Source organism: Phenylobacterium sp. (assembly GCF_036495085.1).
In the GTDB taxonomy this organism is placed as follows: domain Bacteria; phylum Pseudomonadota; class Alphaproteobacteria; order Caulobacterales; family Caulobacteraceae; genus Phenylobacterium.
Genome location: NZ_DASXNL010000092.1, coordinates 1 through 26,694, shown reverse-complemented (window position 1 = coordinate 26,694; position 26,694 = coordinate 1). Strand labels below are relative to the sequence as shown.

29 protein-coding genes and 1 riboswitch are annotated in these 26,694 nt (G+C 67.1%); of the genes, 16 read left to right on the top strand and 13 right to left on the bottom strand.

Annotated elements, in window-relative coordinates; translation table 11 throughout:
* A partial coding sequence (locus VGI62_RS10875) for a tetratricopeptide repeat protein (protein ID WP_331504505.1) occupies positions 1–994 on the bottom strand: 994 nt, incomplete at its 3' end.
* Positions 995–1,000: 6 nt separating this feature from the next.
* Positions 1,001–1,228: a hypothetical protein gene (locus VGI62_RS10870; RefSeq protein WP_331504504.1), complete on the bottom strand. Its 228-nt coding sequence runs from the start codon at positions 1,226–1,228 to the stop codon at positions 1,001–1,003.
* A gap of 54 nt (positions 1,229–1,282) precedes the next feature.
* Between VGI62_RS10870 and VGI62_RS10865 the strand changes: the two genes are divergently transcribed.
* Complete coding sequence (locus VGI62_RS10865) at positions 1,283–1,627, top strand: hypothetical protein (RefSeq protein ID WP_331504503.1); 345 nt, start codon at positions 1,283–1,285, stop codon at positions 1,625–1,627.
* A 268-nt stretch (positions 1,628–1,895) separates the two neighbouring features.
* On the opposite strand, the gene VGI62_RS10860 is transcribed toward VGI62_RS10865, so the two are convergent.
* From VGI62_RS10860 to VGI62_RS10840, 5 genes are all read right to left on the bottom strand, one after another.
* Complete coding sequence (locus tag VGI62_RS10860; RefSeq protein ID WP_331504502.1) at positions 1,896–2,678, bottom strand: DUF2092 domain-containing protein; 783 nt, start codon at positions 2,676–2,678, stop codon at positions 1,896–1,898.
* A 172-nt stretch (positions 2,679–2,850) separates the two neighbouring features.
* On the bottom strand, positions 2,851–3,441 hold the full coding sequence (locus VGI62_RS10855) for a CAP domain-containing protein (protein WP_331504501.1): 591 nt from the start codon (positions 3,439–3,441) through the stop codon (positions 2,851–2,853).
* Positions 3,442–3,529: 88 nt separating this feature from the next.
* Positions 3,530–4,282, bottom strand: coding sequence for a DoxX family protein (locus tag VGI62_RS10850; protein WP_331504500.1), 753 nt, complete (start codon positions 4,280–4,282; stop codon positions 3,530–3,532).
* An 81-nt stretch (positions 4,283–4,363) separates the two neighbouring features.
* Entirely contained in the window at positions 4,364–5,488 is a 1,125-nt protein-coding gene (locus tag VGI62_RS10845) for a 2OG-Fe(II) oxygenase (RefSeq protein ID WP_331504499.1), read from the bottom strand.
* A 160-nt stretch (positions 5,489–5,648) separates the two neighbouring features.
* Positions 5,649–6,089, bottom strand: a complete 441-nt coding sequence (locus VGI62_RS10840) for a VOC family protein (protein ID WP_331504498.1) — start codon at positions 6,087–6,089, stop codon at positions 5,649–5,651.
* A 224-nt stretch (positions 6,090–6,313) separates the two neighbouring features.
* Between VGI62_RS10840 and VGI62_RS10835 the strand changes: the two genes are divergently transcribed.
* From VGI62_RS10835 to VGI62_RS10825, 3 genes are all read left to right on the top strand, one after another.
* On the top strand, positions 6,314–7,381 hold the full coding sequence (locus tag VGI62_RS10835) for an efflux RND transporter periplasmic adaptor subunit (protein ID WP_331504497.1): 1,068 nt from the start codon (positions 6,314–6,316) through the stop codon (positions 7,379–7,381).
* 30 nt (positions 7,382–7,411) lie between these two features.
* Positions 7,412–10,642: an efflux RND transporter permease subunit gene (locus VGI62_RS10830; RefSeq protein WP_331504496.1), complete on the top strand. Its 3,231-nt coding sequence runs from the start codon at positions 7,412–7,414 to the stop codon at positions 10,640–10,642.
* 65 nt (positions 10,643–10,707) lie between these two features.
* Entirely contained in the window at positions 10,708–11,181 is a 474-nt protein-coding gene (locus VGI62_RS10825; RefSeq protein ID WP_331504507.1) for a GNAT family N-acetyltransferase, read from the top strand.
* A gap of 73 nt (positions 11,182–11,254) precedes the next feature.
* Here the strand turns inward: VGI62_RS10825 and VGI62_RS10820 are convergent, their stop codons facing one another.
* Together VGI62_RS10820 and VGI62_RS10815 are read right to left on the bottom strand one after the other, a co-directional pair.
* Positions 11,255–13,078 carry an ABC transporter ATP-binding protein/permease gene (locus tag VGI62_RS10820; RefSeq protein ID WP_331504506.1) on the bottom strand — a complete coding sequence of 608 codons (1,824 nt, stop codon included), beginning with the start codon at positions 13,076–13,078 and terminating at the stop codon, positions 11,255–11,257.
* A gap of 32 nt (positions 13,079–13,110) precedes the next feature.
* Positions 13,111–13,902, bottom strand: a complete 792-nt coding sequence (locus tag VGI62_RS10815; RefSeq protein WP_331504495.1) for a hypothetical protein — start codon at positions 13,900–13,902, stop codon at positions 13,111–13,113.
* 92 nt (positions 13,903–13,994) lie between these two features.
* Between VGI62_RS10815 and VGI62_RS10810 the strand changes: the two genes are divergently transcribed.
* Entirely contained in the window at positions 13,995–14,591 is a 597-nt protein-coding gene (locus VGI62_RS10810) for a TIGR00730 family Rossman fold protein (RefSeq protein ID WP_331504494.1), read from the top strand.
* Between the two features lie 66 nt (positions 14,592–14,657).
* Here the strand turns inward: VGI62_RS10810 and VGI62_RS10805 are convergent, their stop codons facing one another.
* The 3 genes from VGI62_RS10805 to VGI62_RS10795 all read right to left on the bottom strand — a co-directional run bounded on the left by VGI62_RS10805 (position 14,658) and on the right by VGI62_RS10795 (position 17,868).
* Positions 14,658–16,712, bottom strand: coding sequence for an NAD(+) synthase (locus tag VGI62_RS10805; protein WP_331504493.1), 2,055 nt, complete (start codon positions 16,710–16,712; stop codon positions 14,658–14,660).
* A gap of 202 nt (positions 16,713–16,914) precedes the next feature.
* Entirely contained in the window at positions 16,915–17,343 is a 429-nt protein-coding gene (gene dksA, locus VGI62_RS10800; RefSeq protein ID WP_331504492.1) for an RNA polymerase-binding protein DksA, read from the bottom strand.
* Between the two features lie 93 nt (positions 17,344–17,436).
* Positions 17,437–17,868 carry a flagellar assembly protein FliX gene (locus tag VGI62_RS10795; protein ID WP_331504491.1) on the bottom strand — a complete coding sequence of 144 codons (432 nt, stop codon included), beginning with the start codon at positions 17,866–17,868 and terminating at the stop codon, positions 17,437–17,439.
* A gap of 214 nt (positions 17,869–18,082) precedes the next feature.
* On the opposite strand from VGI62_RS10795, the gene VGI62_RS10790 reads away from it, so the two are divergent.
* The 5 genes from VGI62_RS10790 (at position 18,083) to VGI62_RS10770 (ending at position 21,295) form a co-directional block, all read left to right on the top strand.
* Positions 18,083–19,192: a flagellar basal body P-ring protein FlgI gene (locus tag VGI62_RS10790; RefSeq protein ID WP_414695675.1), complete on the top strand. Its 1,110-nt coding sequence runs from the start codon at positions 18,083–18,085 to the stop codon at positions 19,190–19,192.
* Positions 19,192–19,509 (top strand): rod-binding protein, encoded by a 318-nt coding sequence (locus VGI62_RS10785; RefSeq protein ID WP_331504489.1) that lies wholly within the window; start codon positions 19,192–19,194, stop codon positions 19,507–19,509. Before VGI62_RS10790 ends, VGI62_RS10785 begins: the two co-directional genes overlap by 1 nt.
* Complete coding sequence (locus tag VGI62_RS10780; protein WP_331504488.1) at positions 19,509–19,964, top strand: flagellar basal body protein; 456 nt, start codon at positions 19,509–19,511, stop codon at positions 19,962–19,964. Before VGI62_RS10785 ends, VGI62_RS10780 begins: the two co-directional genes overlap by 1 nt.
* Positions 19,965–20,102: 138 nt before the next feature.
* Positions 20,103–20,263, top strand: a riboswitch (FMN riboswitch).
* Between the two features lie 86 nt (positions 20,264–20,349).
* Positions 20,350–20,844, top strand: a complete 495-nt coding sequence (locus VGI62_RS10775) for a 6,7-dimethyl-8-ribityllumazine synthase (protein ID WP_331504487.1) — start codon at positions 20,350–20,352, stop codon at positions 20,842–20,844.
* A gap of 10 nt (positions 20,845–20,854) precedes the next feature.
* Positions 20,855–21,295, top strand: coding sequence for a PaaI family thioesterase (locus VGI62_RS10770; RefSeq protein ID WP_331504486.1), 441 nt, complete (start codon positions 20,855–20,857; stop codon positions 21,293–21,295).
* Here the strand turns inward: VGI62_RS10770 and VGI62_RS10765 are convergent.
* A complete protein-coding gene (locus VGI62_RS10765) occupies positions 21,292–22,875 on the bottom strand; it encodes an ABC-F family ATP-binding cassette domain-containing protein (RefSeq protein ID WP_331504485.1) in 1,584 nt (527 codons plus the stop codon). The two genes, VGI62_RS10770 and VGI62_RS10765, sit on opposite strands and share 4 nt — an antisense overlap.
* Positions 22,876–23,021: 146 nt before the next feature.
* On the opposite strand from VGI62_RS10765, the gene VGI62_RS10760 reads away from it, so the two are divergent.
* The 6 genes from VGI62_RS10760 to VGI62_RS10735 all read left to right on the top strand — a co-directional run.
* Positions 23,022–23,288 (top strand): hypothetical protein, encoded by a 267-nt coding sequence (locus VGI62_RS10760; RefSeq protein WP_331504484.1) that lies wholly within the window; start codon positions 23,022–23,024, stop codon positions 23,286–23,288.
* A gap of 38 nt (positions 23,289–23,326) precedes the next feature.
* On the top strand, positions 23,327–24,004 hold the full coding sequence (locus VGI62_RS10755) for a DUF2461 domain-containing protein (RefSeq protein WP_331504483.1): 678 nt from the start codon (positions 23,327–23,329) through the stop codon (positions 24,002–24,004).
* Positions 24,005–24,094: 90 nt separating this feature from the next.
* Positions 24,095–25,006: a LysR substrate-binding domain-containing protein gene (locus tag VGI62_RS10750; protein ID WP_331504482.1), complete on the top strand. Its 912-nt coding sequence runs from the start codon at positions 24,095–24,097 to the stop codon at positions 25,004–25,006.
* A 50-nt stretch (positions 25,007–25,056) separates the two neighbouring features.
* Positions 25,057–25,389 (top strand): hypothetical protein, encoded by a 333-nt coding sequence (locus VGI62_RS10745; RefSeq protein ID WP_331504481.1) that lies wholly within the window; start codon positions 25,057–25,059, stop codon positions 25,387–25,389.
* A gap of 96 nt (positions 25,390–25,485) precedes the next feature.
* Complete coding sequence (locus VGI62_RS10740; RefSeq protein ID WP_331504480.1) at positions 25,486–25,959, top strand: DUF1203 domain-containing protein; 474 nt, start codon at positions 25,486–25,488, stop codon at positions 25,957–25,959.
* A 69-nt stretch (positions 25,960–26,028) separates the two neighbouring features.
* The coding region (locus VGI62_RS10735; RefSeq protein ID WP_331504479.1) for an OPT family oligopeptide transporter at positions 26,029–26,694 on the top strand (666 nt) is incomplete at its 3' end.

The window sequence follows — 26,694 nt, the reverse complement described above, 5'->3', positions numbered from 1 at the left end:
CGGCCGTCCGGAAGCCCTGGAGAATGGAAAGGGCGTATTTGGCTCGCGCCTGGACGTCGGGCCGTGGGTCCCGGTCCCGGGCCAGTTGATACCATTCCTCGGCGACCTGGATGTCGGCCACCGGCACGCCGCCGCGGAAGGCGTAGGTTCCCGGGCCCGGTTTGCGGCCTCCGGTCAGATCCGAGAACAGCTGGTCCGCCACCAGAATCGCGACCAACGGATCGCCGGCCTTTTCGCCCGCGATCCACAAGGACATCGCCTTCTTCGTGTCCTTATTGCCGCCGTCGCCATTGGCATACATCTCGCCCAGCCGGCGGCCGGCCTGTGGATTTTTCTGCTCCGCGGCCATCTCGTACCACTTCCGCGCCGCGGAATAATCGCGCTTGGTAACCGTCCCGCCGAAGTAGGCGTCACCCAGCGCGATCTGCGCGTCGACGTCGCCTGCCTGCGCAGCCGCTTGGCACAGGCCGAGGCCGCGTTTGGCCTGGGCAGGTTCGGCCATCAGCATCTTGCCCAGGGCGCACTTCGATTTGGGGAAGCCCATTTCGGCAGCGTGGCTGTAAGCGGCTTCGGCCTTGGCCTTGTCCTGCGTGCCGCCGACGCCGTTCTGGTAGCACATGCCCACCAGATGCATGGCATCGGCCCGGTGCGCCGAGGCTTTCCCTTCATAGGCGCAGCCACGCACGGGATCCTTCGGGGTCAACTTGCCCCCGAAAATGAACAGCACACCGGCGTAGTACTGCGCTTCGGTGTTGCCGCTGTCCGCCAACTTGACCAGCGGGCCGGGATCGCCGGCTTCGGCCTTTTGCAGGGCCGACTGCACCTGCGGACTTGGCGCAGGCGCGGCCGTCCGGGTCTGGACCAACGCTGCGGATGGAAGGACGAAGATCGCCAGCGCCGCGACGATCCATTCAACGCGCCGCAGATCGCGGCGTCGCACCCAGGCGCGCGACCTGATCTCACCGCCCAATCCGAGAGGTTGAAGCCACGCCATGGCCACCTAGACCGAGGGCGAAGGCGTTGAAGTGGGCTCGCTGGACGTATTCCCGGATGGCGAGGGGGCCGCGTCGCTTTGCGGTTTCGCCTTGCCGCCTGAGGGGTCGGCGATCGTCACGTAGACGACCGAGTCGCCCTCGTAGCGGGGCTCATAATAGACGCCGCCACAGCCATAGTAGCTGTAGCCGCCCCAGGCATAGGGCGAGCAACTGGGCGGGAGCGCGTAGTACATCGTTCCCATGACAGCGGCGGTCGTCCAGGCGATCGCCGCACCCGCCAGGATCGGGTGGTCGACCCAGCCTCCCCAGCCGTATCCGCCCCCGACGCCGACGCCGATATTCACGTTGCCACCGCCGATATTTATATCGCCGCCGCCGACACCGCCCACGCCGCCGACGCCACCCACGCCGCCGACGCCACCCACACCGCCGACGCCGCCGACGCCGCCGACGCCTCCGACACCACCGACGCCTCCCACTCCGCCGACACCGCCTACGCCTCCGGGTCCGCCCGGGCGACCAGCGCCGCCAGGGCCGCCAACTCCGCCCACGCCTCCGGGGCGACCGGCGCCGCCAACGCCTCCGGGACCGCCGACGCCACCCACACCGCCGGGACCGCCAACACCACCTGACGGTCGTGAGATGCTGCTCGAGCCGCGGCCCCCGTTGAACCCACCGCCCCCAATGCTGGTTGAGCCGCCGCCCCGGATGCCGCCGCCGCGGCTACCGCCGCCGCTAAAGCCGCCACCGCCGCGGCCTCCACCGCTGAAGCCGCCACCGCCGCGACCGCCTCCACCACCGCGCCCCCCCCTGGCGAATGCGGGCTCTGCCAGCAGCGAACCGACGGCGATCAGCGAGACCACCATTCCCAGACGGGAGATCTTGATCATCGCCAATCCCCTAGTGCTGCAGCACGATGCGGATCCGCTTCGCATCCTTGGCAGGATGGAACGCGAAATCCTCGTCATTGAGGGGCGGGTTCAGGGTCCAGCTTAGGCGCGCGACGTAGGCCGGGTTGGTCGGATCCCTGCGATCGACGATGACCAGCTTGAGCGGGAGCGGCTGGTCGCCCTGCTGAATCCAGACCTGCCAGTCAATGTCTCCCTCACGGAAGGCGTAGTGATTTGTCTTCACGCCCTGGATCGTCTCCGCACCGACCAGGAAGCCGGCGGTCAGGGCGTCGGCGCGCGCACCGTCCGGGCTGCTCCAGCGGAACAGGTCGTCCAGCGGCAGGGAGATGCCGAACCGATTTTCGACGAAGGCGACCGTCTCCTGGATGTTTGCAGGCGCCGCCCAGGTCGCGAAATAGCCGAGCTTCGGGGCGGAGAGGGTGAATTGGTGGCCGTCGTAGATGTAGCTGCGGTTCCAGTCATCGCTGACGACGTCGATAACGAAGGCGTTGGGCTTGCGCACTCTGTAGGTGGCGACCCCGTCGAGTTGGATCTTCTGGTCGTCGTTGGCGACCAGGTCCAGGCTCGTCTGGGACGTGAGTTTGAACGTCGACAGGGTCTGCAAGTAGGCGCTCATCTCCCGAAGAGCCGTGACGGCCGCCGGATCGACCTGGCGCGCGGCGGCTACATGTTGCGTTGGCGCAGTGTGCGGAGCGGCTTCCGCCGCGATGGCCCCGCCGATCGAGATGCTGAGCGCGGCTGCGACAGCTGCGGCGGCCCTTGGTCCACGCATGGCACTTCTCCAAGCGAAGCGACTAGCCGGCGCCGGAGCAACTTCGGGAAACACCGCATCGCTGGCTGCTTGATGCACTCAAGGTGTGGACGATGGTATCGGGGGTTAACCCCAAGAACCGATAGGTCCGAACCCTTGCGACGCCGGTTCCCCACAACCGGGGCAGCTTGGCCTACTGATCGCGCGCGACCATCGCGCCCGCGAAATCGATGACGCACATGGCGCCATAGACGCGATGGGGCCCGCAGCTCACGCCGCTGAGCTCGAAACCCCGGCCGAAGATGTTGCTGCGATGGCCCCTATTTGGAACCCCGGCGTCGACGATCAAACGGCGCACGACCTGGTCGGGGGTGTGCTCGCCGTAGTCGATATCCTCGCCGGCCAGGCCCGCCCCCAGCAGGCGAGCCTGCAGCCTCCGGCTGAACTGGCCGTGGCCGACCGCCCCGCTTGGGCCCTGCGCCACGACATGGTCCATGGCCGCTGCGGCCAGGCGGGGGTCGGGATGTAGCGGCTGCAGCGGTCGCTGGCGGTCCAGGAAGGCGATAGCCTCAGGCAGCGCGTCCGGTTCGTCCGCCGTCGCGGATTGCGCATCGTCCGGCCTCAGGGACCGCAGCTGGCGGGCATAGTCTTCCGGATGCTCTCGGGCGAAATTGATCTGCGCCAGGACGACGTCCTCGAAGCGTGGCGCGTCAGCGACGGTTCGGCTCGGCGCGGCGGCCATCAGCGCCACCAGGATGGCCCATCGGAAAGGCGCCTTCTGCATGCCCGGCTCCAACATCAACGATCGAGCCATGCATAGGGCCCCCGTGGTGGGCGGGCCGTTAAGCAGCACGGTAAAAAATCTACGACTATCAGCCCTTCTCGGCCGCGCGCGACGCCGCCAGCGTCCAGGCCGCGGAGCTGAGGGTGATGGCTATGAAGAGCCCGGTGGTTTCCATGCGCTCGCCGGGATGGGCGGCCACTCTTGGGATGTGCACCAGGAGCACGAAGGACGTCATCATGAGGGCCTCGATGGCCGCCGCCCAACTCCGCCGCACGCCGAAAACCACGGCGAGGCCGGCCAGGATGTGGATCGCCCCGGTCAGGTAGGTGAGTTGCGGCCGCGCGGGAAGCCAGGCCGGGACCATCGAGGTCGTAAAGCTCGCGTAGACGACGTGTGACAGGCCGAAGACCACAAATGAGAGGCCCATGGCCGTAACCGCAATCCGCTCCGGCCCACCGGCCTTGCCCTCCCGAGCGACAAGGAATGCCCCCGCCGCCATCGCCAGCGACTCGCCGACGGCCTGCCAGCCGCCCAATACCAGCGGCTTTGCGAGCGCCGGCGGCAGATGCAGGACAACGACCCAAAGGCCGATGAATATCGCCGCCAGCCCCGCGCCCAGAGATCGGGTCCGCCGAAGCGCGAGCATCACACCGCCGCCCAGCAGGATGAGGCCCGAGGCGGTCGCCAGCATTGCGCGGTTCGGCCAGTCTTGGGGCACGGGCTGCCAGACCTCGGCGAAGTCGCGGTAGAAGAGCGACAGGAGGCCAAGCCCGCACAGGCCGACCGCCATACCCACGGCGGCCCACCCCGCCAGACCCGTTCCCTTGCTGCGTGACGCCACGCGCCCTCCCCTGGCTTCCGCGCCCGCGCGACTCGTAGGCGTACTCAACCAAGGGAGCTTGGCGGATTGTGGGGACGAACCCTAGCGCCGAGCGCGGCGCATGCGTCTGTTTTCCGTCTGGCCGACAGCGACCCGACCCAGGTTCGCTCTGCGGATCCTGACGCCCTCCTCGTCATAGAGGAACGGCACATAGACAAACCGCTCGCCCCGCGTGACCGGCGTGGCTTCATGCAGCAGGTTGCAGCCGAAGACAGTCGCCCCGCCGAGTGGCGGGCGATAGGTGCGGGGGCCGAACTCCGGGAACCTCAGGTCCCCGCCCTCGAAATCGTCGTTGAGGTTAAGCGAGACGGCGAACTTGCGATGGGCGGTCCCGGCCGTGACGTTGTCGCGATGGCGGGAGAAAAATCCGCGGTCTTCGGCGCCGTAGCGGCAGATCAGGTAGCGCTCGATATGTCGCGCCTGCCAGCCGAACGCCCGCTTGAGCATCGGAAACAGGCGCAACTCCAGGCGTTGGCGCAAAGCCTGGATGAGCGCCTCGTTCTCAACCGTCACGTCGGTGCGTCGCTTGAAGTAGGGATCGACCAGCTGGACGGTGCGACCGTCGACATCCTTGGCAAAGCCGGAGGCGCTTTGCTCGCCGGTCCGGAAACAGTCGATGAGCTCGGCGCAGAGTTCCGGCTCAAGGATCCGCGGCAAGGTGAGCACCGGGGCGACCTCGCTTTCGATCGCACTTTGCGCCGCCGTCATCGCCGCGGCGAGATGGTCGAGCACGGCCGCTGTGGACTCGATCGGCGCCACCATCGCCACGCGAAAGGCCGGATCGATGAGGAAGACGGTCGGCTTCAGATGCTGCGCGTCGGCCACGCCCAGGAGCCGGCTGACCCGGCAGTCGAAGTCCCAGAAGAACCTCAAGCCCGGCTCGGAATTTTCCAGGCCACGGGCCAGGCGGTCCGCCGGGTCGACGCTCACCCCGAAGAAGGCGGCTTCGAAGTCGTTGAACAAGGCCCGGCGTTCAAAAACCTCCTTCAGCGCTGCAGCCGAGGCGGCTTCCGAAAGGGTGCCGAACGCCATCAGCAGGATCCAGCGGCCGGCCGCAACTTCGAGGCTGTAGTGGTCGTTGCCATCGGTGGCGGCCGTAAAGAACGGCGCCGGTTCGCCCGTCAGCAGCGGGCTCACTGCAAGGTTGAGGACGCCGTCGCCCGCCATGACATTCTGTCTCCCACCGGACCCGGTTCTGGGCCCCGCCATCCTGCCCGCAACCGCGTTTTGAGCGGCATGCGCCGCGTCGCGCCCGCGCTCGGCGGCTCGACGCGGGCGGACCATGGCAGCCTGTGGTTTCGAAAGTGTCTCGAACAGCAGAGCTCAGCTACCAGACCCCGACGTTCGGCATCGAGGTCCAGGGTTCAGCAGGGGGCAGGGCCGGCCCGGCTTGCAGCAACTCGATGGAGATATTGTCGGGCGAGCGGACGAAGGCCATGCGGCCGTCCCGTGGAGGCCGGTTGATCACGACGCCCTTGTCCCGGAGCTGCCGGCAAAGGGCGTAGATGTCGTCCACCGCATAGGCGAGGTGGCCGAAATTGCGGCCGCCCTCGTAGGCCTCCGGATCCCAGTTGTAGGTCAGCTCGACCATTGGAGCCTTGTTGGCCCTGGCCGCGGCCTCGTCGCCCGGGGCGCAGAGAAACACCAGGGTGAACCGTCCGGCGGGGTTCTCCGTCCGCGAGGCCTCTACGAGTCCCAGCTTGGCACAGTAAAATTCCAGCGAAGCGTCGAGGTCGCTGACCCGGACCATGGTGTGAAGATACTTCACTTACGGTTATCCCTTACATAGTAAGACCCGATGCCAAGGGTCAGGCGGCGGCGCATGGCCCATAGTAAAACGGACTGCTGCGAACCAGAAGAAACGTCGTGTTGCAACCTGTCCGCGATTTCATTTGCACTCGCGTAACGGTGGCATCACATGCGCGCGTAGACTTTGACCGCGCATAAGGGCGTCGCTGGTTCGCGTGAGCTGGGAGGTTCGGGGACAGCTTGATGCGATTGAAATCTCAGTATGTGTTTGTGATCGTCGTCGTAGGCGTGGTGACGCTCTACTTCGTCGTGCGCAGCATCTTCAGCGCCGGCCACCACGAAGTCGCCCAAGCCAAGACCAGCACCAGCGCCGCCCTGCCCAGCGTCCAGGCGAAATTCGTTTCCCAGGTTCAGCGTCAGTACGACGTGGTCATCCGCGGCCGCACCCAGGCGACTCGCACTGTCGTCGTGCGCTCCGAAACCGCCGGAACCGTCGCCGCGGCCCCCGTGCTGCAAGGCACCTTCGTCAAGCAGGGCGAGGTGCTTTGCCGCCTGGCAGTCGATGCGCGCCAGGCCGCGCTTGACCAGGCGCGCGCGATGCAGAAATCCAATCTGCTCGCCAAACAGCAGAACGAGGAACTGGCGACGAAGGGCTTCCGCGCGCCGGCTCAGGTGCTCCTGAGCCAGGCGAACCTCGACGCCTCGAACGCCGCTGTCCGCCAAGCCGAGATCGCGTTGGCCCAGGTCAATATCAAGGCGCCGTTCGCGGGGGTTTTCGATCACCGCGACGCCGAGGTCGGCACTTACCTCGCCATCGGCCAGCCTTGTGGCTCCATGATCGAGATCGATCCATTGCTGGTCGTAGGCGACGTCCCCGAGACCCAGGCCGCCAGTATCCATGTCGGGGCCTCCGCCTCGGCGCGTCTGGTGTCAGGCCAGATTCTGCACGGTCGCATCCGCTATGTTTCCCATGACGCTGATCCGCAGACCCGCACCTATCACCTTGAGATGACCGCACCGAACTCGCACCTGGATGTCCGTTCCGGCCTTTCCGCCGAAATGCACGTGGGTGCAGGTTCTGGTCCTGCGCACCTCGTGCCGGTCTCGACCCTGGTGCTGGACTCCGCCGGGCGTCAGGGCGTGCGCTATGTGCAGGCCGACGGTCGGGTGGCCTTCGCGCCGGTCACCGTCGTCGAGGAAACGCATGAGGGGGTGTGGGTGACCGGCCTCTCGGGAAGCGTGGAGTTGATCACCGTCGGGCAATCCTACGTCGCCGACGGCCAGAAAGTTCGTGTCGCCCTGGCGCGCTAGCGCAGGGGCGACCAGGAGATTGAGAAAGCGATGATCGGCGCGCTGATCGATGGAGCTATCAAGCGTCGCAAGGTGGTGCTTGGCGTCACCCTGATCGCCTGCCTGTTTGGCCTCGGCGCCTATTTCTCCATGCCGCGCGAAGCCCAGCCGGATATCGACCTGCCGTATATCTCCGTGATCGTTCCCTTCCCGGGGGTCAGTCCAGAGGACGGCGAACGCCTGCTGGTGAAGCCGCTGGAGGTCCAGCTTCAGACCATCCAGGGCATCAAGCACATGAACGCGGTCGCCCGACAGGGCATGGCGATCGTCACCCTGGAGTTCGAGCCCGACACTCCCAAGCAGCGGGCCCTGGACGACGTCCGCTCGCGGACCGACCTGGCCCGCGGCCGTTTCCCGCCGGACGCCGAGCCGCCGATCATCGAGGAGGAAAGCTTCGCCGACCGCCCGGTGATCGGCGTCGTGCTGCACGGCCAGGCCCCGGAGCGGGAGCTTGCGCGGATTTCGCGAAGCCTCAAGGAGCGCCTGGAGAGTTCCCCCGGCGTTCAGGAAGCCTTCGAGAGCGGCGCGCGCGAAGAGCTCCTTGATGTCACCATCGATCCCTTGCGGATGGAGGCCTACAACGTCACCGCCAACGACCTTTCGGCGGTGATCGCGCGCAACAACCAGTTAGTGCCGGCGGGCAACCTGCGCTCGGGTCCCGGCCAATTTGCGCTCAAGGTGCCGGGCGTCGTTCAGAACCCCGCCGACATCCTGGCCCTGCCGATCAAGAAGAACGGCGACCGGATCGTCACCATCGCCGACATCGGCGATGTTCGCCGCACCTTCAAGGAACCGGCCTTCATCACCCGTTTCAACGGCCAGCCGGCGGTGGCGCTGGACGTCTCCAAGCGCAACGGCGCCAATCTCCTCGACACCGTCGCCGTCATTCGCAGGGTCGTCGCCGAAGAGCAGAAGAACTGGCCTTCCACCGTCAAGGTCGATTTCACCTACGACAATTCGGAGTTCATCGGCCGCACGCTGACGGTGCTGGAAAGCGGCATCATGACCGCCAGCCTGCTGGTGATGATGATCATCGTGGCCAGCCTGGGCATCCGCCAGGGGATCATCGTCGGCCTGGCGATACCGGCCTGCTTCCTGATCGCCTTCCTGATGATCCACGCCAAGGGCGTGACGCTGAACCAGATGGTGATGTTCGGGATGGTGCTGGCCGTCGGCATCCTCGTCGACGGCGGCATCGTGGTAGTCGAATACGCCGACCGGAAGATGGCCGAGGGCATGCCGAAGGAGCAGGCCTTCGCCGCCGCCGGAAAGAGAATGTTCTGGCCGGTGGTCAACGGCACGCTCACGACGCTCTGCGCCTTCCTGCCGTTCATGTTCTGGAACTCGATTTCCGGGAAGTTCATGAGCTACCTCCCGCTGACCCTGTTCTTCGTCCTGGGCGCCTCGATCTTCGTCGCGCTGATCTTCACCCCCGCCCTGGGCTCCATCTTCGGCAGGGCCACCGCCGTCGATACGGCTCACCTGGCTGAGATCGAGAAATCGGAGCACGGCGACCCGCGCGAGATGAGCGGCTTCATGGGCTGGTACGCCAAGACGATCTCGATGCTGGGCCGCCATCCCGGCCGCACGGTTCTGGTGACGCTGGCCATCATCGTGGGCATCGCGGTCTGGTTCGGGGCCACCAAGCACCGCACGGAGTTCTTCCTGGATCAGGACCCCGAGTCCGTGACGGTCTTCGTGAAGGCCCGCGGCAACCTCTCACCTGACGCCGAAGATGCTCTGATGCGACAGGTCGAGGCCAAGTTGGTCGGCGTGAAGGGGATCGAGTCCATGTACGTGCGCGCCGGCGGCGTGCAGTCGAACGGCGGTCCCGCCTCGCCTCCCAATGACACCATCGGCCGCATTGAGGTGGAGTTCCAGAAGTACGAGCAGCGCAAGCTGCTGGGGGTCCACGGCAAGGATATCTCCAACGCCATCCGCGCCCGCGTCACCGATCTGCCCGGCATGCAGGTCGAGGTGCGCGAGCCGGAGGGCGGACCGCCCACCGGCAAGTCGGTGCAGGTTCAGATGACGAGCCACGACCCGGCCGCGCTGGATCGCGCCGCCGATCTGGTGAAGGCCAAACTCGCCTCCGACCCGCAGTTGATCGAGCTGGAGGACAATCGCACCTCGCCTGGCATCGAGTACAACCTGACGGTCGACCGCATCGCAGCCGGCCGCTACGGGGTCGACGTCTTGTCGGTGGGCCAGGCAATCCAGTTCATGACCGACGGCGTGCTTGTCGGACGCTTCCGCCCTGACGACGCCCAGGACGAACTCGACATCCGCGTGCGCTTCCCGATCGACGCGCGCACGATCGCAGCTTTCGACCAGCTGAAGATCACCACTCCGCAGGGGCCGGTGCCCGCCAGCTATTTCGTCAAGCGTGTGCCCGGCCAGCAGATCACCCAGATCCAGCGGCGCGAGGGCCAACGGATGGTGATGATCCAGGCGAACGCCATCGCCGGCATCGCCGCCAACCAGAAGATCGCCCAGTTGAAGCCCTGGCTGCAAAAGGCCCTCACCGATCCCGAAGTGCACGTGAAATTCACCGGGGCCGACGAAGAGGGCCAGGACGCCGCCCAGTTCTTCATGGTGGCCATGGCGGTCTCACTGTTCCTGATGGCGGTCATACTGCTTTGGCAGTTCAACAGCTTCTATGGCGTGCTGGTGACGCTGTCGGCGGTGGCGCTGTCCACCGTGGGCGTGTTGCTGGGCATCCAGGTGAACCTGCTCCACACCTTCGACTACATCTCGGTGATCATGCTTGGGACGGGCGTCGTCGCGCTGGCCGGCGTCGTCGTGGGCCACAACATCGTGCTGGTCGACACCTTCTACCAGCTCAGGCGCCAGGGCTATCCGGCGGACGAGGCGTCAGTGCGCGCCGCGACCCAGCGGTTCCGGCCGGTCATGCTGACGACGTTGGTGACAGTCGTCGGCCTGCTGCCGCTGATGTTCCAGATCCACCCGAACTTCCACAACGGACACCTTGAGTTCAAGGCGCCTGGGTCGGAGTGGTGGGTTCAGCTCTCAGGCGCGGTGGTCTGGGGCCTGACCTTCGCCACGTTGCTTACGCTGGTCCTGACGCCAGTTTTGCTGGCGGCGCCAAAGGTCGCCTCGCGCCGCTTCGGCGCTGCCTGGCGCTGGGGGCGGCGTCTGCTCGGCGTCGAGCCCAAGCCGCAGCCGGTGACGGCCTACGACATTCCCAGGGCTGCGGAGTAGGAGCCGTGGCGGGCTTGACGACCCGTCCGGCCGGGACCGGCGACATCCCGGCCCTCGAGGCGGTGATGGCCGCCTCCATAGTTGAGCTGCAACGAGGATTCCTGACGCCTGCCCAGATCGAAGCCAGTCGCGCCATCATGGGCCTCGACCGCCAGCTCATCGCCGATGGAACCTATATTGTGGTCGAGGCGGAGGGGCGGATCGCCGGCTGCGGCGGCTGGAGCCGCAGGGCGACCCTCTACGGAGGCGATCATTCCCCCGGTCGCGACGCAGCCCTGCTCGACCCCAGGACCGATCCGGCCCGAGTGCGCGCCATGTACACTCATCCGGATTTCGCCCGGCGAGGCGTCGGGCGCCTGATCCTGGAGGTCTGCGAAGTCGCCGCCGCAGCTGAGGGCTTCAGCCGACTGGAGCTGATGGCGACGCTCTCGGGCCGCGAGCTCTACAGCCGCTGCGGCTATGTGGATATCGAGCGGATTGTCGACGAGCGTGGCGGCGCACCCGTGCCGCTGGTGCGCATGGGCAAGGCGATACCTTAAGCTCGGCGCGGGGGCGTGCGCAGCATGCGGAACCCACAAGCGGCCCTTCGGGGCATCCGAGAAGGGTGTGTGGTCAGATCTCCCGGGTCTGCCGCCGCCAGAGGGCCGCGTATTCACCGGTGCGCGCCAGGAGCTCAGCGTGAGTTCCGCGTTCGACGATGCGGCCACGGCGCAAGACCAGGATCTGGTCGGCGTCGACGATGGTCGAAAGCCGATGGGCGATGACAAGTGTGGTCCGCCCCGCCCTCACCTTGCGCAAGGTCTCCTGGATCGCAGCCTCCGTCGGGCCGTCGAGCGCGCTGGTCGCTTCATCGAGGATCAGCACGCGAGGATTGGCCAAAAGGGCGCGCGCAATCCCCACGCGCTGGCGCTCGCCGCCCGAAAGCTTCAGGCCCCGCTCGCCGACCATTGTCGACATGCCGTTCGGCAAGCCGTCGATGAATGGCCCGAGCTCGGCGGCCTCGGCGGCGGCTCGCACCTCCTCGTTCGCCGCGCCCGGCCGCGCGAAGGCGATGTTGGCGTAGAGGCTGTCGTTGAAGAGGGCGACGTCCTGCGGCACGAGAGCGACGGCCTGGCGCAGCGCCGCCTGCTTCACCTGGCGCATATCCAGGCCGTCGATCAGCACCCGTCCGTCCTTGGGATCGAGCAAGCGCATGGCCAGCCGCACGGCTGTGGTCTTGCCGGCCCCCGAGGGGCCAACCAGGGCGGTGGTCGTTCCGGGCGGCGCATCGAAAGTTACGTCGCGCAGTCCGACCGAGCGGGCGTCGTGCTGGAAGCTCACATCCTCGAAAGCGATGGAAGCCCCCTTGTCGCTGGCCGGCGGCAGATCCTGCGCGGCCGGCGCATCGACGATGTTGGGTTCGATGTCGCGCAGCGAGACCATCTGCTCCATGTCGATGAAGGCCTGGCGGATCTCGCGGTACTGGAAACCCAGCATGCCCAGGGGCGCGTAAAGTCCGCTCAAAAGGAGGATGGCCGTGGTGATGTCACCGATCTTCAGGGTCCCGCCGGCCACCAGATAGCCGGCCATGGCGGTCATGCCGCCCAGGCCCACGTTCAGGATCAGCGATTGCGAGGCGTTCAGCAGGTTCAGCGAGGCGTTCGCCCGGGCGCTGGCGTTCACATAGTCGCCCATCGCCGTCTCGTAGGTCTTAACGACGCGGGCCTCGGCGCCGAAGGTCTTCAGGGTTTCGTAGTTGATCAAGGCGTCGCCGGAGAGACCCGCTACGCGGTTGTCGGTCTCGTTCAGTTCGCGCCGGTGCGACAGGCGCCAATTGGTGATCCGGAACGTGACGACAATGTAGAGCACCATCGTCGCCAGCGCGGTGATCGCGAACATCCAGTTCAGCCGCACGACCATCACGACCATCGCCATGACCAGTTCGACCGCCGTGGGCCCCAGATTGAAAATCAGGCTGCGGATGAGGAAATCGGTCGAGCGCGAGCCTCTGTCGATGATCCGCGTCAGCGTCCCTGTCTGCTTGGTCTGATGGAAGTCGAGGGACAGCCCCAGCGCATGCGCGAATGTCTCCACCGCCGCCTTGGCCATGGTCGATTGCGAGACCCGCGTGAAGATCGCATCGCGGGCATAGGGCGCGCAGGCCGCCACCAGCCGCAGCGTCGCAAAGGCGATTACCAGGACGAGGAAGGTGGCGCCCAGCGCGACACCGCCCTCGGCGAGCGGGCGCAAGGTGTTGATCGCATCGCCCAGCATCACCGGAGCGATGACGCCGGCGAGCTTGCCCACGAAGACCAAAGCCAGGGCCGCGGCGATCCGCAATCGAAGTTGCGGCGCGCCGGAGCGCATCACGAGTTGGCCCAGGTCGGCCAAAGAGCCCCAGAAGCTGAATCTGGTTTCCGCCGGAGCGATGTCACCGCCACCGATGCGGCGCGCCATTCCGGGGTGCGCGAAGGCCAACTGTTACTCCGTTAGTGGACGAGGATGGTGGATTGCACGCCGCCACCTGGCGTCATCCAGTCGACCCTTAGGCCGGCGGGGGTCAACTGGCTACGCAGCGGCCCGTCTGCAAGTGGCGCCGCCGGCGTGACCTGAAACCCCAAGCTGTCCGCAATCCCGTCTCCGAACACCTGTACGTCGTGTGCGCCCGGCAGGATGCGCGATTGAGCCCCCGCCGTCGGCAGGCCGACCTCATAGAGCCCTTTAACGTCCGTCCGGCCCTCGGCCACCTGGCGATTGTCCAGTCGCACGATGAGGGTCGCGCCGGGCGGGGCGGCCGCCGAAATCTGCACGCCGCCGCCGCCGTCGAAGTCGATCGCACGCAGTCCTGGGGCCTTGCCGGCATCGATCCGTCGCGCGCCTGCGCCCGCCCGCAGGATTGCGGCCTGGCCGCTCGGCGTCAGCAACAGGTAGCCTTCCGACTGTATTTGCCGGCCCCTGGTGGTCGCCGACAGGCCGAAAATCCGGGCATCGGCTGCGGGCCCAAGAGCGACAGTCCAGCGACCATGAGCGTCAGCGACGGCGTTCAGGGCCTGCCCCTGTGGGGTGGCCAGGCGCACCTGCGATCCGGGCGGCGCCGAGCCGGAGAGCGCCCAGCCGGAGCCGACGGCTTGCACCGTGTCGGGCATCGGCGGGGCGAGATAGCCGAGATCCTCCGCACCCGCGGCGTCCTTGGCCGTCGCCAACGGCTCGCCGTTGCAGCCGCTCGACAACACCAGCGCCGCCAGAACGGCGAATGCGACAGAGGGCTTCCCGGGAACCACGGTTCGGTTGAAACTCCTTAACCCCGACCATAGCTAATCGGGCTTTCGCAGCGCTCTCGCAAGCGCGCCGATATCAGCTGGAGTGATGACTTATGGGGCGTGCGCCCAACGGGCTGCAATCGGTGTGCGTGTTCTGCGGCTCGTCCGACGCCGCCGACCCGGCCTATCTGCGCGCCGCCTCCGAGTTTGGCCGCCAACTGGCGGCGGCGGACCTGCGGCTGGTCTATGGCGGGGGCGGCGTGGGCCTGATGGGCGCCGTCGCACGAGGCGCGCAGGGTGCAGGGGGCAAGGTGCTCGGCATCATCCCCGATTTCCTGGTCGGCAAGGAACGCGCCCTGGAGAGTGTCGAACACGTGGTGGTCTCCACCATGCATGAGCGCAAGCAGATGTTCTTTGAGCAATCGGATGGCTTCGTCATCCTGCCAGGCGGCGTCGGCACCCTGGAAGAGGTGGTCGAACTCCTGTCCTGGCGGCGGCTCGACCTGCATACGATGCCGGTGGTGTTCTACAATCCCGACAATTTCTGGGGGCCGCTCTTCGCCCTCTTCCAGCACACCGTCGACGCCAAGTTGACGCCCCCCGAATTCATGGGCGCCTGGACCGTCGTTGAGCGGGTGGACGATATCGTCCCGGCGCTGCGTGCAGGTACGAAGGCCGGTTCCGCTTCAATGCTGAGCAGCATCGTCTAGCCGGGTAGATCCGCCGGCGAGCAGCGGCTGGATGCGGCGCTGAACCGCCTCTCCTGCCTCAGTTCTTCAGGCCGACGACGGGACGTTGGCGTCCAGTTCGTCGAGCCAGACCCGCGCGGTGCCGTCTGACGGCGCGCGCCAGTCACCGCGTGGCGACAGGGCGCCCCCGGAGATCACCTTCGGGCCGTTCGGCATCGCCGAGCGCTTGAACTGGCTGATCTCGAAGAAGCGGAAGAGAAAGACGCCGAGCCACGTCTTGATCTCCGCCAACGTGTAGGCGTTGCGCGTGCCCTCCGGGAAGTTCGGGGGCCAGCGGCCGAGATCCACGTCGCGCCATGCATGCCAGGCCAGGAACGCGACCTTCGAGGGCCGCAGGCCAAAGCGGGTGATGTGGTAGAGGCTGAAGTCCTGCAACTCATAGGGGCCAACCTTGGCCTGGGTCGACTGGATGGCGCCCGAGGCGTCGGCGGGCACCAACTCTGGTGAGATCTCGGTGTCGAGGATCGCCAGCAACGTCTCGGAGGCGGCCTCCTCCAGCTGCCCGGTCTTCACCACCCAGCGGATCAGATGCTGGATCAGCGTCTTCGCCAGCGAGCCGTTGACGTTGTAGTGGCTCATCTGGTCGCCGACGCCGTAGGTGCACCAGCCGAGCGCCAGTTCCGAAAGGTCGCCGGTTCCCAGGACAAAGCCGTGGTTCTGGTTTGCCAGCCGGAACAGGTAGTCGGTCCGCAAACCGGCCTGCACGTTCTCGAACGTCACGTCGTAGACCGGCTTTCCCTTCGCATAGGGATGGCCGATGTCTTCCAGCACGCGCAGCGCCGCCGGCTTGATGTCGATCTCACGGCCGGTCACGCCCAGCGCCTTCATGAGCGACCAGGCGTTTGACTTGGTCCCCTCGCTCGTGGCGAAGCCAGGCATGGTGAACCCCAGGATGTCCGCGCGGGGCTTACCTAAGGCGTCGAAGGCCTTTGCCGCGACCAGCAGAGCGTGGGTGGAGTCGAGCCCGCCGGAGACGCCGATGACGAGATGCTTTGACTTCGTCGAGCGCAGCCGCTGGGTCAGCCCCTGCACCTGGATGTTGAACGCCTCGTAGCAGTCCTGGTCGAGCCGCGCCGGATCGTCCGGCACGAAGGGGAAGCGGTCGAGGGGGCGCAGAAGACCGAGGTCCTTGAACGTCGGCTGGTGCTCGAAGCGCACGCGGCGGAAGCTCGTCGCGGGCCGACCGGCGGCGACGGCGGCGTTGTTGAAGGTCGGCGTCCGTGTGCGCTCCAGGCGCAGGCGCTCGACGTCGATGTCGGCCACCGCCATCTGCGCCGTGGTCGGGAACCGCGCGGTCGCGGCGAGGCGGCGCCCCAGCTCGTGGATCGTCGCCTGCCCGTCCCAAGCCAGATCCGTGGTGCTCTCTCCAGGACCCGCCGCGGAATAAAGATAGGCGGCCTGGCAACGCATCGATTGCGAGGCGCAGAGCAGCTCCCGATCGTCGGCCTTGCCGACCACGATGTTCGAGGCCGATAGGTTGCAGAGTATCAGCGCGCCGGCGAGCGCGGCCTGAGCTGACGGCGGCGTCGGTGACCAGAGATCCTCGCAGATCTCCGTCGCGAAGCTGAAGTCCGCAAGGTCCGAGGCCTCGAAGACGAGGTCAACGCCGAAGGGGACATCCTGGCCGGCCAGGCGCATGGTCGCACCGGCGACCCCGGCGCCGGGCGCGAACCAGCGATTTTCGTAGAATTCCCGATAGTTAGGCAGGAAACTTTTCGGCGTGACGCCGAGGATCCTGCCGCGCGCAATGACCACCGCGCAGTTGTAGAGCGCCCCCATGTGCTGCAGCGGCGCTCCGACAATGAGCACTGGCGCAAGTTTCCGGCTCGCCGCAACCAGTCCGGCGATCTCGGCTTCGACCCGCACCAGAAGAGCGTCCTGCAGGAAGAGGTCGTCGATGGCGTAGGCCGAAAGACCAAGCTCCGGGAACAGCATCAGATCTGCGCCGCGCCCATGGCCTTCCTTGGCCAGCGCCAGGATCTCGGCGGCGTTGAACCCCGGATCACCGACCGCGACCGCCGGCGTGCAGGCCGCCACGCGCACAAGGCCGTGGCTATGGATCGCGTAGAACTGTTTCGTCACCGGCGACTCCGCCTCATTCGATCCCGCACAAGCGACCGATTTGCCGCCGGGGAGAAATGCTCATTTTGAGCATATATAGAGGCGCATTGAGAAATGGCAAAAGCCATCCGTCCCTCTCAAAGGACGCTTAAAGCCCGGCCGCCCGCGCCACGGACGGCCGCGCTCGAGTTCATGCGGGGGCCCCGGCGAAGAGTCGGGGCCGCTAGTCGTCCCTATGAACGCGCTCACGCCGCTCGTGGCGTTCCTGGGCCTCCAGGCTGAGCGTCGCGATCGGCCGTGCATCGAGACGGGCGACGCCGATGGGCTCGCCAGTCTCTTCGCAGTAGCCGTAGCTCCCGTCCTCGATCCGGCGCAGGGCCTCGTCGATCTTCGAGATCAGCTTACGCTGCCGGTCGCGGGTGCGCAGTTCAAGAGACCTATCGGTCTCCGACGACGCACGATCAGCGAGATCGGGATGATTCTCCGTCTCGCTCTGGAGATGTTTGAGGGTCTCTCCAGATTCTCGGAGAATGTCCTCTTTCCAGTCCAGGAGCTTCTGCTTGAAATATTCAAGCTGACGCTCGTTCATAAAAACCTCGTCCTCGGAAGGACGATAGACAGGCCTCTCAGCCAGAACTTCGGCTGCCTTCATGGACACTCCGAACCCCCTAAACTCCCCGAGACACGCGGGGCGCTTATAGCAAATGGAACATTGGTTTCAATCAGCCAGAAATTCCTTAATCGATTAGGTCGCACCTTCGGCCTGCTCGAGCTTGGCCACTTCGACAGCCGCGCGTAGTTCGATCTCATCCAGAACCGCCTCCAGGCTGGGATCCTCCGTCGAGTCGCGCTCATCACGAATGGCCCTGCGCAGGCGGTCCAGATCGGTTTTGCTGAGGCCGCCTTCAAGGAGGCTGACCTTGATTTCATCCAGGACGTCGAGGATGCGGCCGGCGCGACGCACTGCGCGGCGTTTGCGCTCCAGCGGGCCACCCACGTCCTGCAGGGCCAAGAGGGCCTCGACACCCATAACCCCGCGTGTGGCTGAAACCGACGAGGCATGTCCGGGTTCCGGCGCAGACTCGTTGGTCGGAACGCGGAAGCCCTCGCCGCCGGCGCTGCGCGCCGGGCGTGCGCCCGAAGAGGATCCGATCCCGCCTGGGCCGGTGACCTTCATGCTGCGCGTCGACCCCTGACAAGCTGGACTTCGGCTCCCGTTCTCCGCCCGCAAACTTGCGGCATGGTTAACGGTGCCGGGCAAAAACTGCCGACGGACATGCCGGGCGCGTTTGGTCTGGAGCATCGAAGACTGTTTTCTCTGGCCTTTTCATACGCTCGGGACTGGCACGCAGATCGCATAGGGAATGACGAAGCAGCTGCATCTGGTCCTCATGCGTCATCGATTCCGCGTCCTTTCCCTTCTGCTGATCGCCATGGGCCTCGTCGCGGGGCCCGCGGTGTCCAGGTCCCGCATCAAGGACATCGTCGCCTTCGAGGGTGTCCGCGATAACCAGTTGGTCGGCTACGGCATCGTCGTGGGCCTGAACGGCACGGGTGATGCCCTGCGCAACGCCCCCTTCACCAAGCAGAGCCTGGAAGCGATGCTCGAGCGGCTTGGCGTCAACACCCGTGACGCGACGCTGAACACCAAGAATGTCGCCGCCGTGATGGTCACCGCAAACCTGCCGGCCTTCTCGGCGAGCGGGGCGCGGATCGACGCCACCGTCTCGGCCCTGGGCGACGCAAAGAGCCTCTTGGGCGGCACGCTCCTGGTGACGCCGCTGATGGGCGCCGATGGCAAGGCCTACGCGGTCGCCCAGGGCACGGTCCAGACAGGCGCCGTCAGCGCCTCGGGGGCCTCGGGCACGACCGTCTCCAAGGGCGTGCCCACAGCCGGCCGGATCGCCTCGGGGGCCATCGTGGAAGCCGAGAGCGGCTTCCAGCTCGCCAATATGACCAGCCTGCGCCTGACGCTGCGCAATCCGGACTTCACCACGGCAGGCCGCATCGCCCAGGTGATCAACGCCAGCTTCCCGGGTTCCGCCGTCGCCGAGAACCCCACCATCGTCGCCATCCGTCCGGTCAACGGTCAGGACATGATGAGCTTCGTCACCCAGGTGGAGAACCTCTCCGTCGAGCCCGATGCGCCCGCCAAGGTGGTCATAGACGAGGTCGCCGGCGTCATCGTCATGGGCGATAATGTCCGCGTTTCCACGGTGGCCGTGCAGCAGGGCAATCTGACGATCACTGTGCGCGAGTCGCCACAGGTCAGTCAGCCCACAGCGTTCTCGAAAGGTGGAACGACCGCCGTCGTCCCGCAAAGCGACATCGCGGTGGACGAGGAGAAGGGCAAGAAGTTCCTCACCGTGAAGAACGGCGCCTCGCTCTCGAGCCTGGTGGCGGGCCTCAATGCGCTTGGGGTCACGCCGCGCGACATGATCTCGATCCTGCAGACCATCAAGACCGCCGGCGCCTTGCAGGCCGACATCGAGGTGATGTGATGGCTGACCTGAGCCCCGCCATCGTTTCGCCCACCCTGATCCAGGCCCCTGTCGGCGCATCCAGCGCGGCGGAACTGGCCAAGCGCGGGCAGATCAAGGACACCGCGCAGAAGTTCGAGTCCTCGTTCCTGGCGATCATGGTGCAGCAGATGTTCGACGGCACGGAAACCGCCGCACCGTTCGGCGGCGGCCCGGGAGAGGCCATGTTCAAATCGTTCCTGACCGAGGCCATGGCCAAGAAGATGGCGGCCAACGGCGGCATCGGCCTTGCGGCCTCCGTTCAGCGCGAAATGCTCAAGATGCAGGGGCTGAACTGATGGCGCCCGGCGCCCAGACGCCGTCCAGCGCCGCCGCCGAACGCGTCGATCAACTGATCCTGCTCACCGAGCGCCTGACACACCTGGTGGCGCTGAGCGCGCAGGCCTTCGAAGCACGCCGGCCGCAGGACGCGGCGACCTACGTGGAGGAGACCGGCCGCCTCGCCAACCTCTACCGACACGAGTCCGCCCGCATCCGCGGCAATCCCGCCCTGATCGCGGGCGTAGGCCTTGCCCAGCGCACCCGCCTCGTCCGCGCCACCGAAGCCTTCGACGCCGTCCTGGCCCGCCAGTCCCGAGCGGTCGGCGCGGCGAAGACCATCACCGAGGGGCTGGTGCGCAGCATCGCCGAAGAGGTCGCGGCCCAACGGCAGAAGGGCGCGACCTACGGCCCGGGCGCCCTGCCCGGCCCGACGGCCGCGGCCACGGCGATCACGCTCAACAAGCGCGCGTAAGAGCCTCCCTGAAGAGGATTCCTTCCAGCGAAGCAGGCCGCGGTCCTCGCACAAAACGAGCGATCAACGATTCAAACACTTGTTTGACGTGACGTCAGGGGCGTAGCTTCATGGCGTCGTCGGAGCGTATCCGTCGATCTACGTTCTCAGGGCGGGGTGAAAGTCCCCACCGGCGGTAATGCCGCTTCGCAAGGAGTGGACGAGCCCGCGGGCGCCTCGTGGCCTTCCAGACCATGAGGGACAGCAGACACCGGTGTGATCCCGGGGCCGACGGTTAGAGTCCGGTTATGAGAACCGCTGTCGAGGCGTGTCCGGCCACCGCCGGGCGCGCGGCGCCGGCGTCTCCCTGAGTCGTGGTTCCTCGAACCCGTCAGGGAGATGACCCATGACCCAAGCACTTGAACTTCCCACCGCCAACGGCGCGTATCGCGCCGCCCGCATCGCATTCGTGCACGCCCAGTGGCACCGCGAGATCGTGGTCCAGGCCCACGTGGGCTTCATCGAGGAGATGGCGTCGCTGGGCTTCGGCCCGGAGAGCGTCGAGCGCTTCGAGACGCCCGGCGCCTTCGAGATCCCGCTTCACACCCAGACGCTCGCTCGCACCGGCCGCTACGCCGCGGTCGTCTGCGCCGCCTTCGTCGTCGACGGCGGCATCTACCGGCACGAGTTCGTCGCCGAGACGGTGGTGGCCGCCCTGATGCAGGTGCAGCTCGCCACCGAGACGCCGGTCTTTTCCGTGGTCCTGACACCGCACCACTTCCACGAGCACGACGTCCACCAGCAGTTCTTCCACGGTCACTTCCGCCTGAAAGGTCAGGAAGCGGCCAGGGCCTGCGTGGGCGCCCTGCAAAGCCTGGCCGGCCTGGCGGCTGCAGCGTGAGGGGGCAGCCATGGATCAGCAAACCGCATCTGCGCCCGCCGGGTTCTCCCCGCACGATCGCCACAGCCCCCTCACCGATCCCTGGGAGCCGCTCTACAGCCGCAAGGCCGACGCAGCGGTCGTCCTTGGCCTGCGCGTCGCGGCCGCCCACACCAATAGCCGGGGCTTCGTCCACGGCGGGCTGATCTCGGCGCTCGCAGACAACGCCATGGGCCTTTCCTGTGCGCGGCGACTGGGCCTGGCGGGCGGCCTCGTGACCGTGAACCTGAACGTCGACTTCCTCGGCTCGGCCTTCGAGGGCCAGTGGCTGGAGTTCGACACAGTGTTTGTGAAACCCGGCCGCACGCTCTGCTTCGCCCAGGCGTTCGTCACCGCCGACGGCCAGCCGTGTGCGCGAGCCAACGCCGTCTTCCGCGTCGTCGCCGGCGGGGTCCGACGAACCGCGGCCTAGCCGAGCGCGACTTCGCGTTCGACGCCGATGGCCTGGAGGAAATCGCGGTCGTGGCTGACCACCAGCAAGGCGCCGTCATAGCCGCGCAGGGCGCCTTCCACGGCCGCGATGGAATCCAGGTCGAGGTGATTGGTGGGCTCATCGAGGATCAGCAGTTGCGGCGGCTGGTCGGCCATCAGCACGCAGGCCAGCGCCGCGCGCAGCCGCTCGCCACCGCTGAGCTCGCCGACACGCTTGTCGGCGGCTGTGTTGCGGAAGAGGAAGCGCGCCAGCGCCGCGCGGGCCCGGTTCTCGCTCGCCCGCGGATTCAGCCGGCGGAAGGCCGCCGTCAGGGTTTCCTCCTGACGCAACAGCGCGGTCTCCTGATCGAGGAAGGCGACGGGCGCGCCGATCACGACCCGGCCTGCCGTGGGCGTGAGGTCGCCCGCCGCGATCCGGATAAGCGTCGTCTTGCCCGCGCCGTTCGGCCCGCAGACCGCCACCCGCTCCGGACCGACCATCTTCAGGGAGACACCGTTCAGGGTCTGCGGACGGCCTGGGTAAGCGAAGCCGGCGTCCTGCATCGTGAGCACAGTCCGTCCCTGTGCGAGCCCGGAAGATGGAAGCTCGAAGGCGAGCTTGCGTAGCCGCTCCACCTTGGCTTGCGCGCCCGCGAGCTCGGCGGCCGCCTCATTGCGCTGCCGCTCGGCCAGGCGGTTCTCGCGACCTGCGCTGACTTCTGCGCGCTCGGCCTGCGCATCGAGGAACAGCTTCGGTGCGTCGCCCCTGGCGCGACCGCGTCGCCCCGCAGCATCGCGTCGCGCCTTGCGCTCGGTGGCCAACTGCGTCTCACGGAACACCCGCGCCTGCGCGCGTTCGGCGTCGGCCAGCGCATGCGCCGCAGCCGCCTCTTCGCCCGCCTTGCGCTCCGAGTAGAGGTCGTAGTTCCCGCCGTATATTCGAGCGCCAAGGGTGTTGAGCTCGACGATGCGATCCATCTTTCGCAGGAGGCCGCGGTCGTGGCTGACCACAATCGCCCCACCCCGCCAGCGCTCGAGAACCTCGGCCACCAGCCCACGCGCCTCAGCATCGAGATTGTTTGTCGGCTCGTCGAGGATCAGCAGGTCCGGCTCGCCAGCGAGCAACCCGGCCAGGGCGGCGCGGGTCACCTGCCCGCCGCTCAGGCTCGCCGCGGCTCGCTCAACCGCTATTCCAGCCAGGCCGACCTGCGCCAGCGCCGCGTCGAGGCGCGCCTGCAGGCCCCAATCGACCGCTTCCAGGTCATCGTCCGTCCCCACCCCCTCGGCGATGCGCCGCAGTCGCGCGAGCGGCTCGGCGAGCCCCAGAAGGTCTGCGACGCGCGCATCCGGGTCAGGCTGCACAGCTTGGCGAAGCACCCCCAGGCGCGCGCGCACGGCGATGGTTCCGGCACCAGGCGCCAGGTCTCCACAGATCAGCCTGAGGAGCGTGGTCTTGCCCACGCCGTTGCGTCCAACGAGGCCGGTGCGTTCGGCCCCGAAGGAGAGGGTCAGGCTCTCGAAGAGCGCTCGGCCGTCAGGGGTTCGCGCGGTGAGGCCGTCGAGCGTTACGAAGGAGGGCATTGGGGACCGGGGCTGCATTGACGTTCAGGACGAAGCGATTGTCCGTGGCGTAACGCATGATCCTGGGTCCTTCCGACGAGTTGGCTCACTTAGGAATTTCTGGCCTGAGTGGCAAGCCGCGCCGCCCGTGAGCCCGGCTCACGGAGATGCTGTCCAAAGGTCGTTTGTGGCGCCTCGTCCGGTCCACGATCATCGTCCGCGTCGAAAAGGAATTCCCTGCGGTGGTCGCCCAGCGCCTCGCCCAGTCCGCCACGAGCCCGCTCCCCCAGGCGGCGATACTGCGCGGGTCATGGGGCTGCCTCTGGTGGCTTATCCGCGCATACGTCGCCGACGCGAACCTGCTGCCGCGCAGGGACGCCCTCGAGCCGCCGCCTGCCCAGTGGCTCGAGGGCTGGCCTTCCCGGCGCGACTGAGCTTGCCAAGCGCGGCTGCGAGGCCAACGCTGGCCGCCATGGCAGACGACCATTCCGGCTTCCCCGGTTTCCCACCCGAGGCCATGCGCTTCCTGGGCGACCTTCGCGATCACAACGACCGCGATTGGTTCACCGCCCACCGCCGGATCTACGACCAGGCCATCAAGGGGCCGGCGGAGACACTGCTTGCCTGCCTGGAGCCGGCGCTCGCGGAACTCTCCGGCGGCCCGGTCGGCGGCAAGATCTTCCGCATCCATCGCGACGTGCGCTTCTCGAAAGACAAACGGCCCTACAACGCCCACCTGCACATCGCCTTTCCGGCCAAACGTGGCGGGGGCGGTGTCAGCGCCTGCGGCTATTTCTTCGGCCTGGAACCGGATCGCGCTGTGCTGGGCGCGGGCGGTTTCGATTTCGCCGGGCCGGTTCTCGAGGCCTATCGCGCCGCTGTGGCGGACGCGGCCACGGGTGCGGCTCTTGGTCAAACCCTCGACAAGCTCGCCCAGGATGACCTTCGGATCGAGGGGGCCAAATTGAAGCGCACGCCGCAGCCCTATGCGCAGGATCACCCCCGCGCGGCCCTGTTGCGCCGCAAGGGCCTGCACGTCTGGCGCGATATAACCGACCCGCAGGTGATCACCAGCGAGCGCCTGTTCCCCGAGGCGCTCGCGACCTTCAAGACGTTGGCGCCTCTGGTGCAATGGCTGTCCCGTCTGTGATCTGAAATCACTGACGACCGGCGCAGATGTCGTTTCGCACTGCGGCCGCGCGCGGCTATATCGGGGCGGAAGCTTGTGAGCTGAGGTCACATGGCCAAGCGCAGCCAACTGCCGTTGACGGCCCTTCGGGCGTTCGAGGCCTTCGCGCGCCTGGGCAAGATGAGCCTGGCAGCCGATGAGCTTTGCGTCACACACGGCGCGGTCAGCCGTCAGGTCCGAAGCCTCGAGGCGCTCTGCGGGGTCAAGCTCACTCAGGGCCCCCGCAATGCGCTGAAGCTCACCGACGCCGGCCAGCGCATGGCTCTCCAACTCGGCCATACCTTCGATGAGCTGGAGGATAGCTTCCGCGCCGTCCGCGCCGCCGCCGACCGCGAACTCCACATCTCCTGCGCCGGAACGCTGGCGATGAAGTGGTTGATCCCCAGGCTTTCCAGCTTCCATGCCCGCCACCCGGAGCTCTCTATTCGGGTGACCGAGGCCTATGGGCCGGTGGATTTCAACCGCGAGCCCTTCGACGCTGCGATACGGCTCGCCGACACAGTGCCGGGCGAGGGTCTCACCGCCCTGCCCTTCCTCGACAACTTCCATGGCCCGGTGATGTCGCCCGCCCTGGCCGGCGCCGGCGTCGTACTGGCCGACCTCGCCCGCCTGCCGCGACTCAACACCCGCACCCATCCCCAGGCCTGGGACGAGTGGGCCGCCCATGCCGGAGTGCATGTCCCGCAGGCCCGCGAGAACCGCGAATACGAGCACGTCTTCTACACACTGGAAGCCGCGGTCGCCGGCCTTGGCGTGGGCCTCTCGCCCTGGATCTATGTCGCCAACGACATCGCCGCCGGCCGTCTCATCGCCCCGTTCGGCTTTGCGCCGACCCCGATCCGCTTTCATCTGGTGACGCCGGGGGCCTCGCCCAAGCGAGGCCTGAAGGCCTTCCGCGAGTGGCTGATCGAGGAAGCCGCCACCGCGCCGGCTCCGCCGAGGCTGGTCGCCGTTGAGGCTTGACGCGCCGGTCTGGTCGATCATCGTTATGCAACAGTCTTCGGGACACGGACATGAGAAAAACGATCGCGGTTGCGCTAGCCGTGGTGGCGGTGACGAGCGCGGCGGCCTCGGCCCGTCCCGCACCTGTGGACGCCTCGTCTGCGGCCTCACACAGTGAGGCGCGCGTCCATTTCTCCCCCGCCGATTTTGCGGCCCACGAGCGGCGCCTCAACGCCCTGATCGCCAACGCCGAAACGCGCGACACCACAGGCGAGACCCAGGCCCGCGCCGAGCATGGCTATGCCGAGCGCATGCATTGCGCCACGCGGGCCTGCATCGAGCGCTCCTATGCCGACGAAGAAGCCTGGCTCCGGCATTGGGAAGGCGCAGGCGACGTCCGCTAGGGCCTGCGAGATCGCGGCTTTCGGACATGTGTTGATTTCGCCGGATTGGCTGCGCGGGCGCTTGCCCCGATGTTCCGGGCCTCAAAGGAGACCCGCATGTCCTTCATCGTTTCCGGCCTTCCGCTCGAGCCTTTCCGCCCCCTGTTCGGTCTTTCGGACGAAGCCCTCGCCCAACAAGGGGTGCTCCGGTTGAAGGTCGACGCCAAGCCCGGATTCCCGTGCCGCATCACCTTGGAGGATGCCGAACCGGGCGAAACCGTCCTCCTACTGAACTATGAGCATCAGCCCGCCGAGACCCCCTACCGTTCGAGACACGCGATCTTCGTCAACGAACGCGCCTGCGAGACCCGCCGTGCTTTCAACGAGATCCCGGGCGCACTGCGCGAGCGCGCGATCCTATCACTGCGCGCCTACGACGAGGTCGGGATGATGCTGGACGCCGCGATCGTCCCGGGCGCCGATCTTGAGACCGCTATCGAGCGCCTGCTCGCCCTCCCCGGCGTGTCCTACCTTCACGCTCACAACGCCGGCAGGGGCTGCTATGCCGCGCGGATTGACTCATGCCCTTGAGCCGGAGCGAACGTCCGGCTCTAAGTCAGTCGGGAACCCGGCAGGAACCGGGCCGGGGCAGGAGAGCAGATGACGACGTTGGCGCAGGGGCGCGTAGCGCCCAGGGTCGAACTTTCGGTCCGGGGCGTGATCCTCGGCATACTGATCACCTTCGCCTTCACCGCGGCCAATGTGTTCCTGGGGCTGAAGGTGGCGCTGACTTTCGCCACCTCGATCCCCGCCGCGGTGATCTCCATGGCGCTGCTGCGCGCCTTCCGCAACTCGACGATCGTCGAGAACAATATCGTCCAGACCGTCGCTTCGGCTGCAGGCGCGATGGCCTCGGTGGTCTTCGTCCTCCCGGGCCTGGTGATGATCGGGGTCTGGAACGATTTCCCCTTCTGGGTGACCTTTGGCGTTTGCGCGGCCGGCGGGGTGTTGGGCGTGATGTACACAATCCCGCTCCGCCGGGCGATGGTCACCCAATCGTCCCTGCCCTACCCTGAAGGCGTCGCCGCCGCGCAGGTCTTGCGCGTTGGGTCGGGCGATCACAGCGGCGCGCAAGCCGAGGGCCGGCTGGGCCTGCTCACCATCACACTCGGCGCAGTGGCCTCGGCAGCCTATGCGCTGATCACCACGACGCGGATCTTCGCCGGCGAGGTCTCGGCCTATTTCCGCACGCCGAACGGCGGGGCGACAGGGCTCGGCGCGCAGGCCTCGATGGCGTTGTTCGGCGCCGGTCACCTGGTCGGCGTG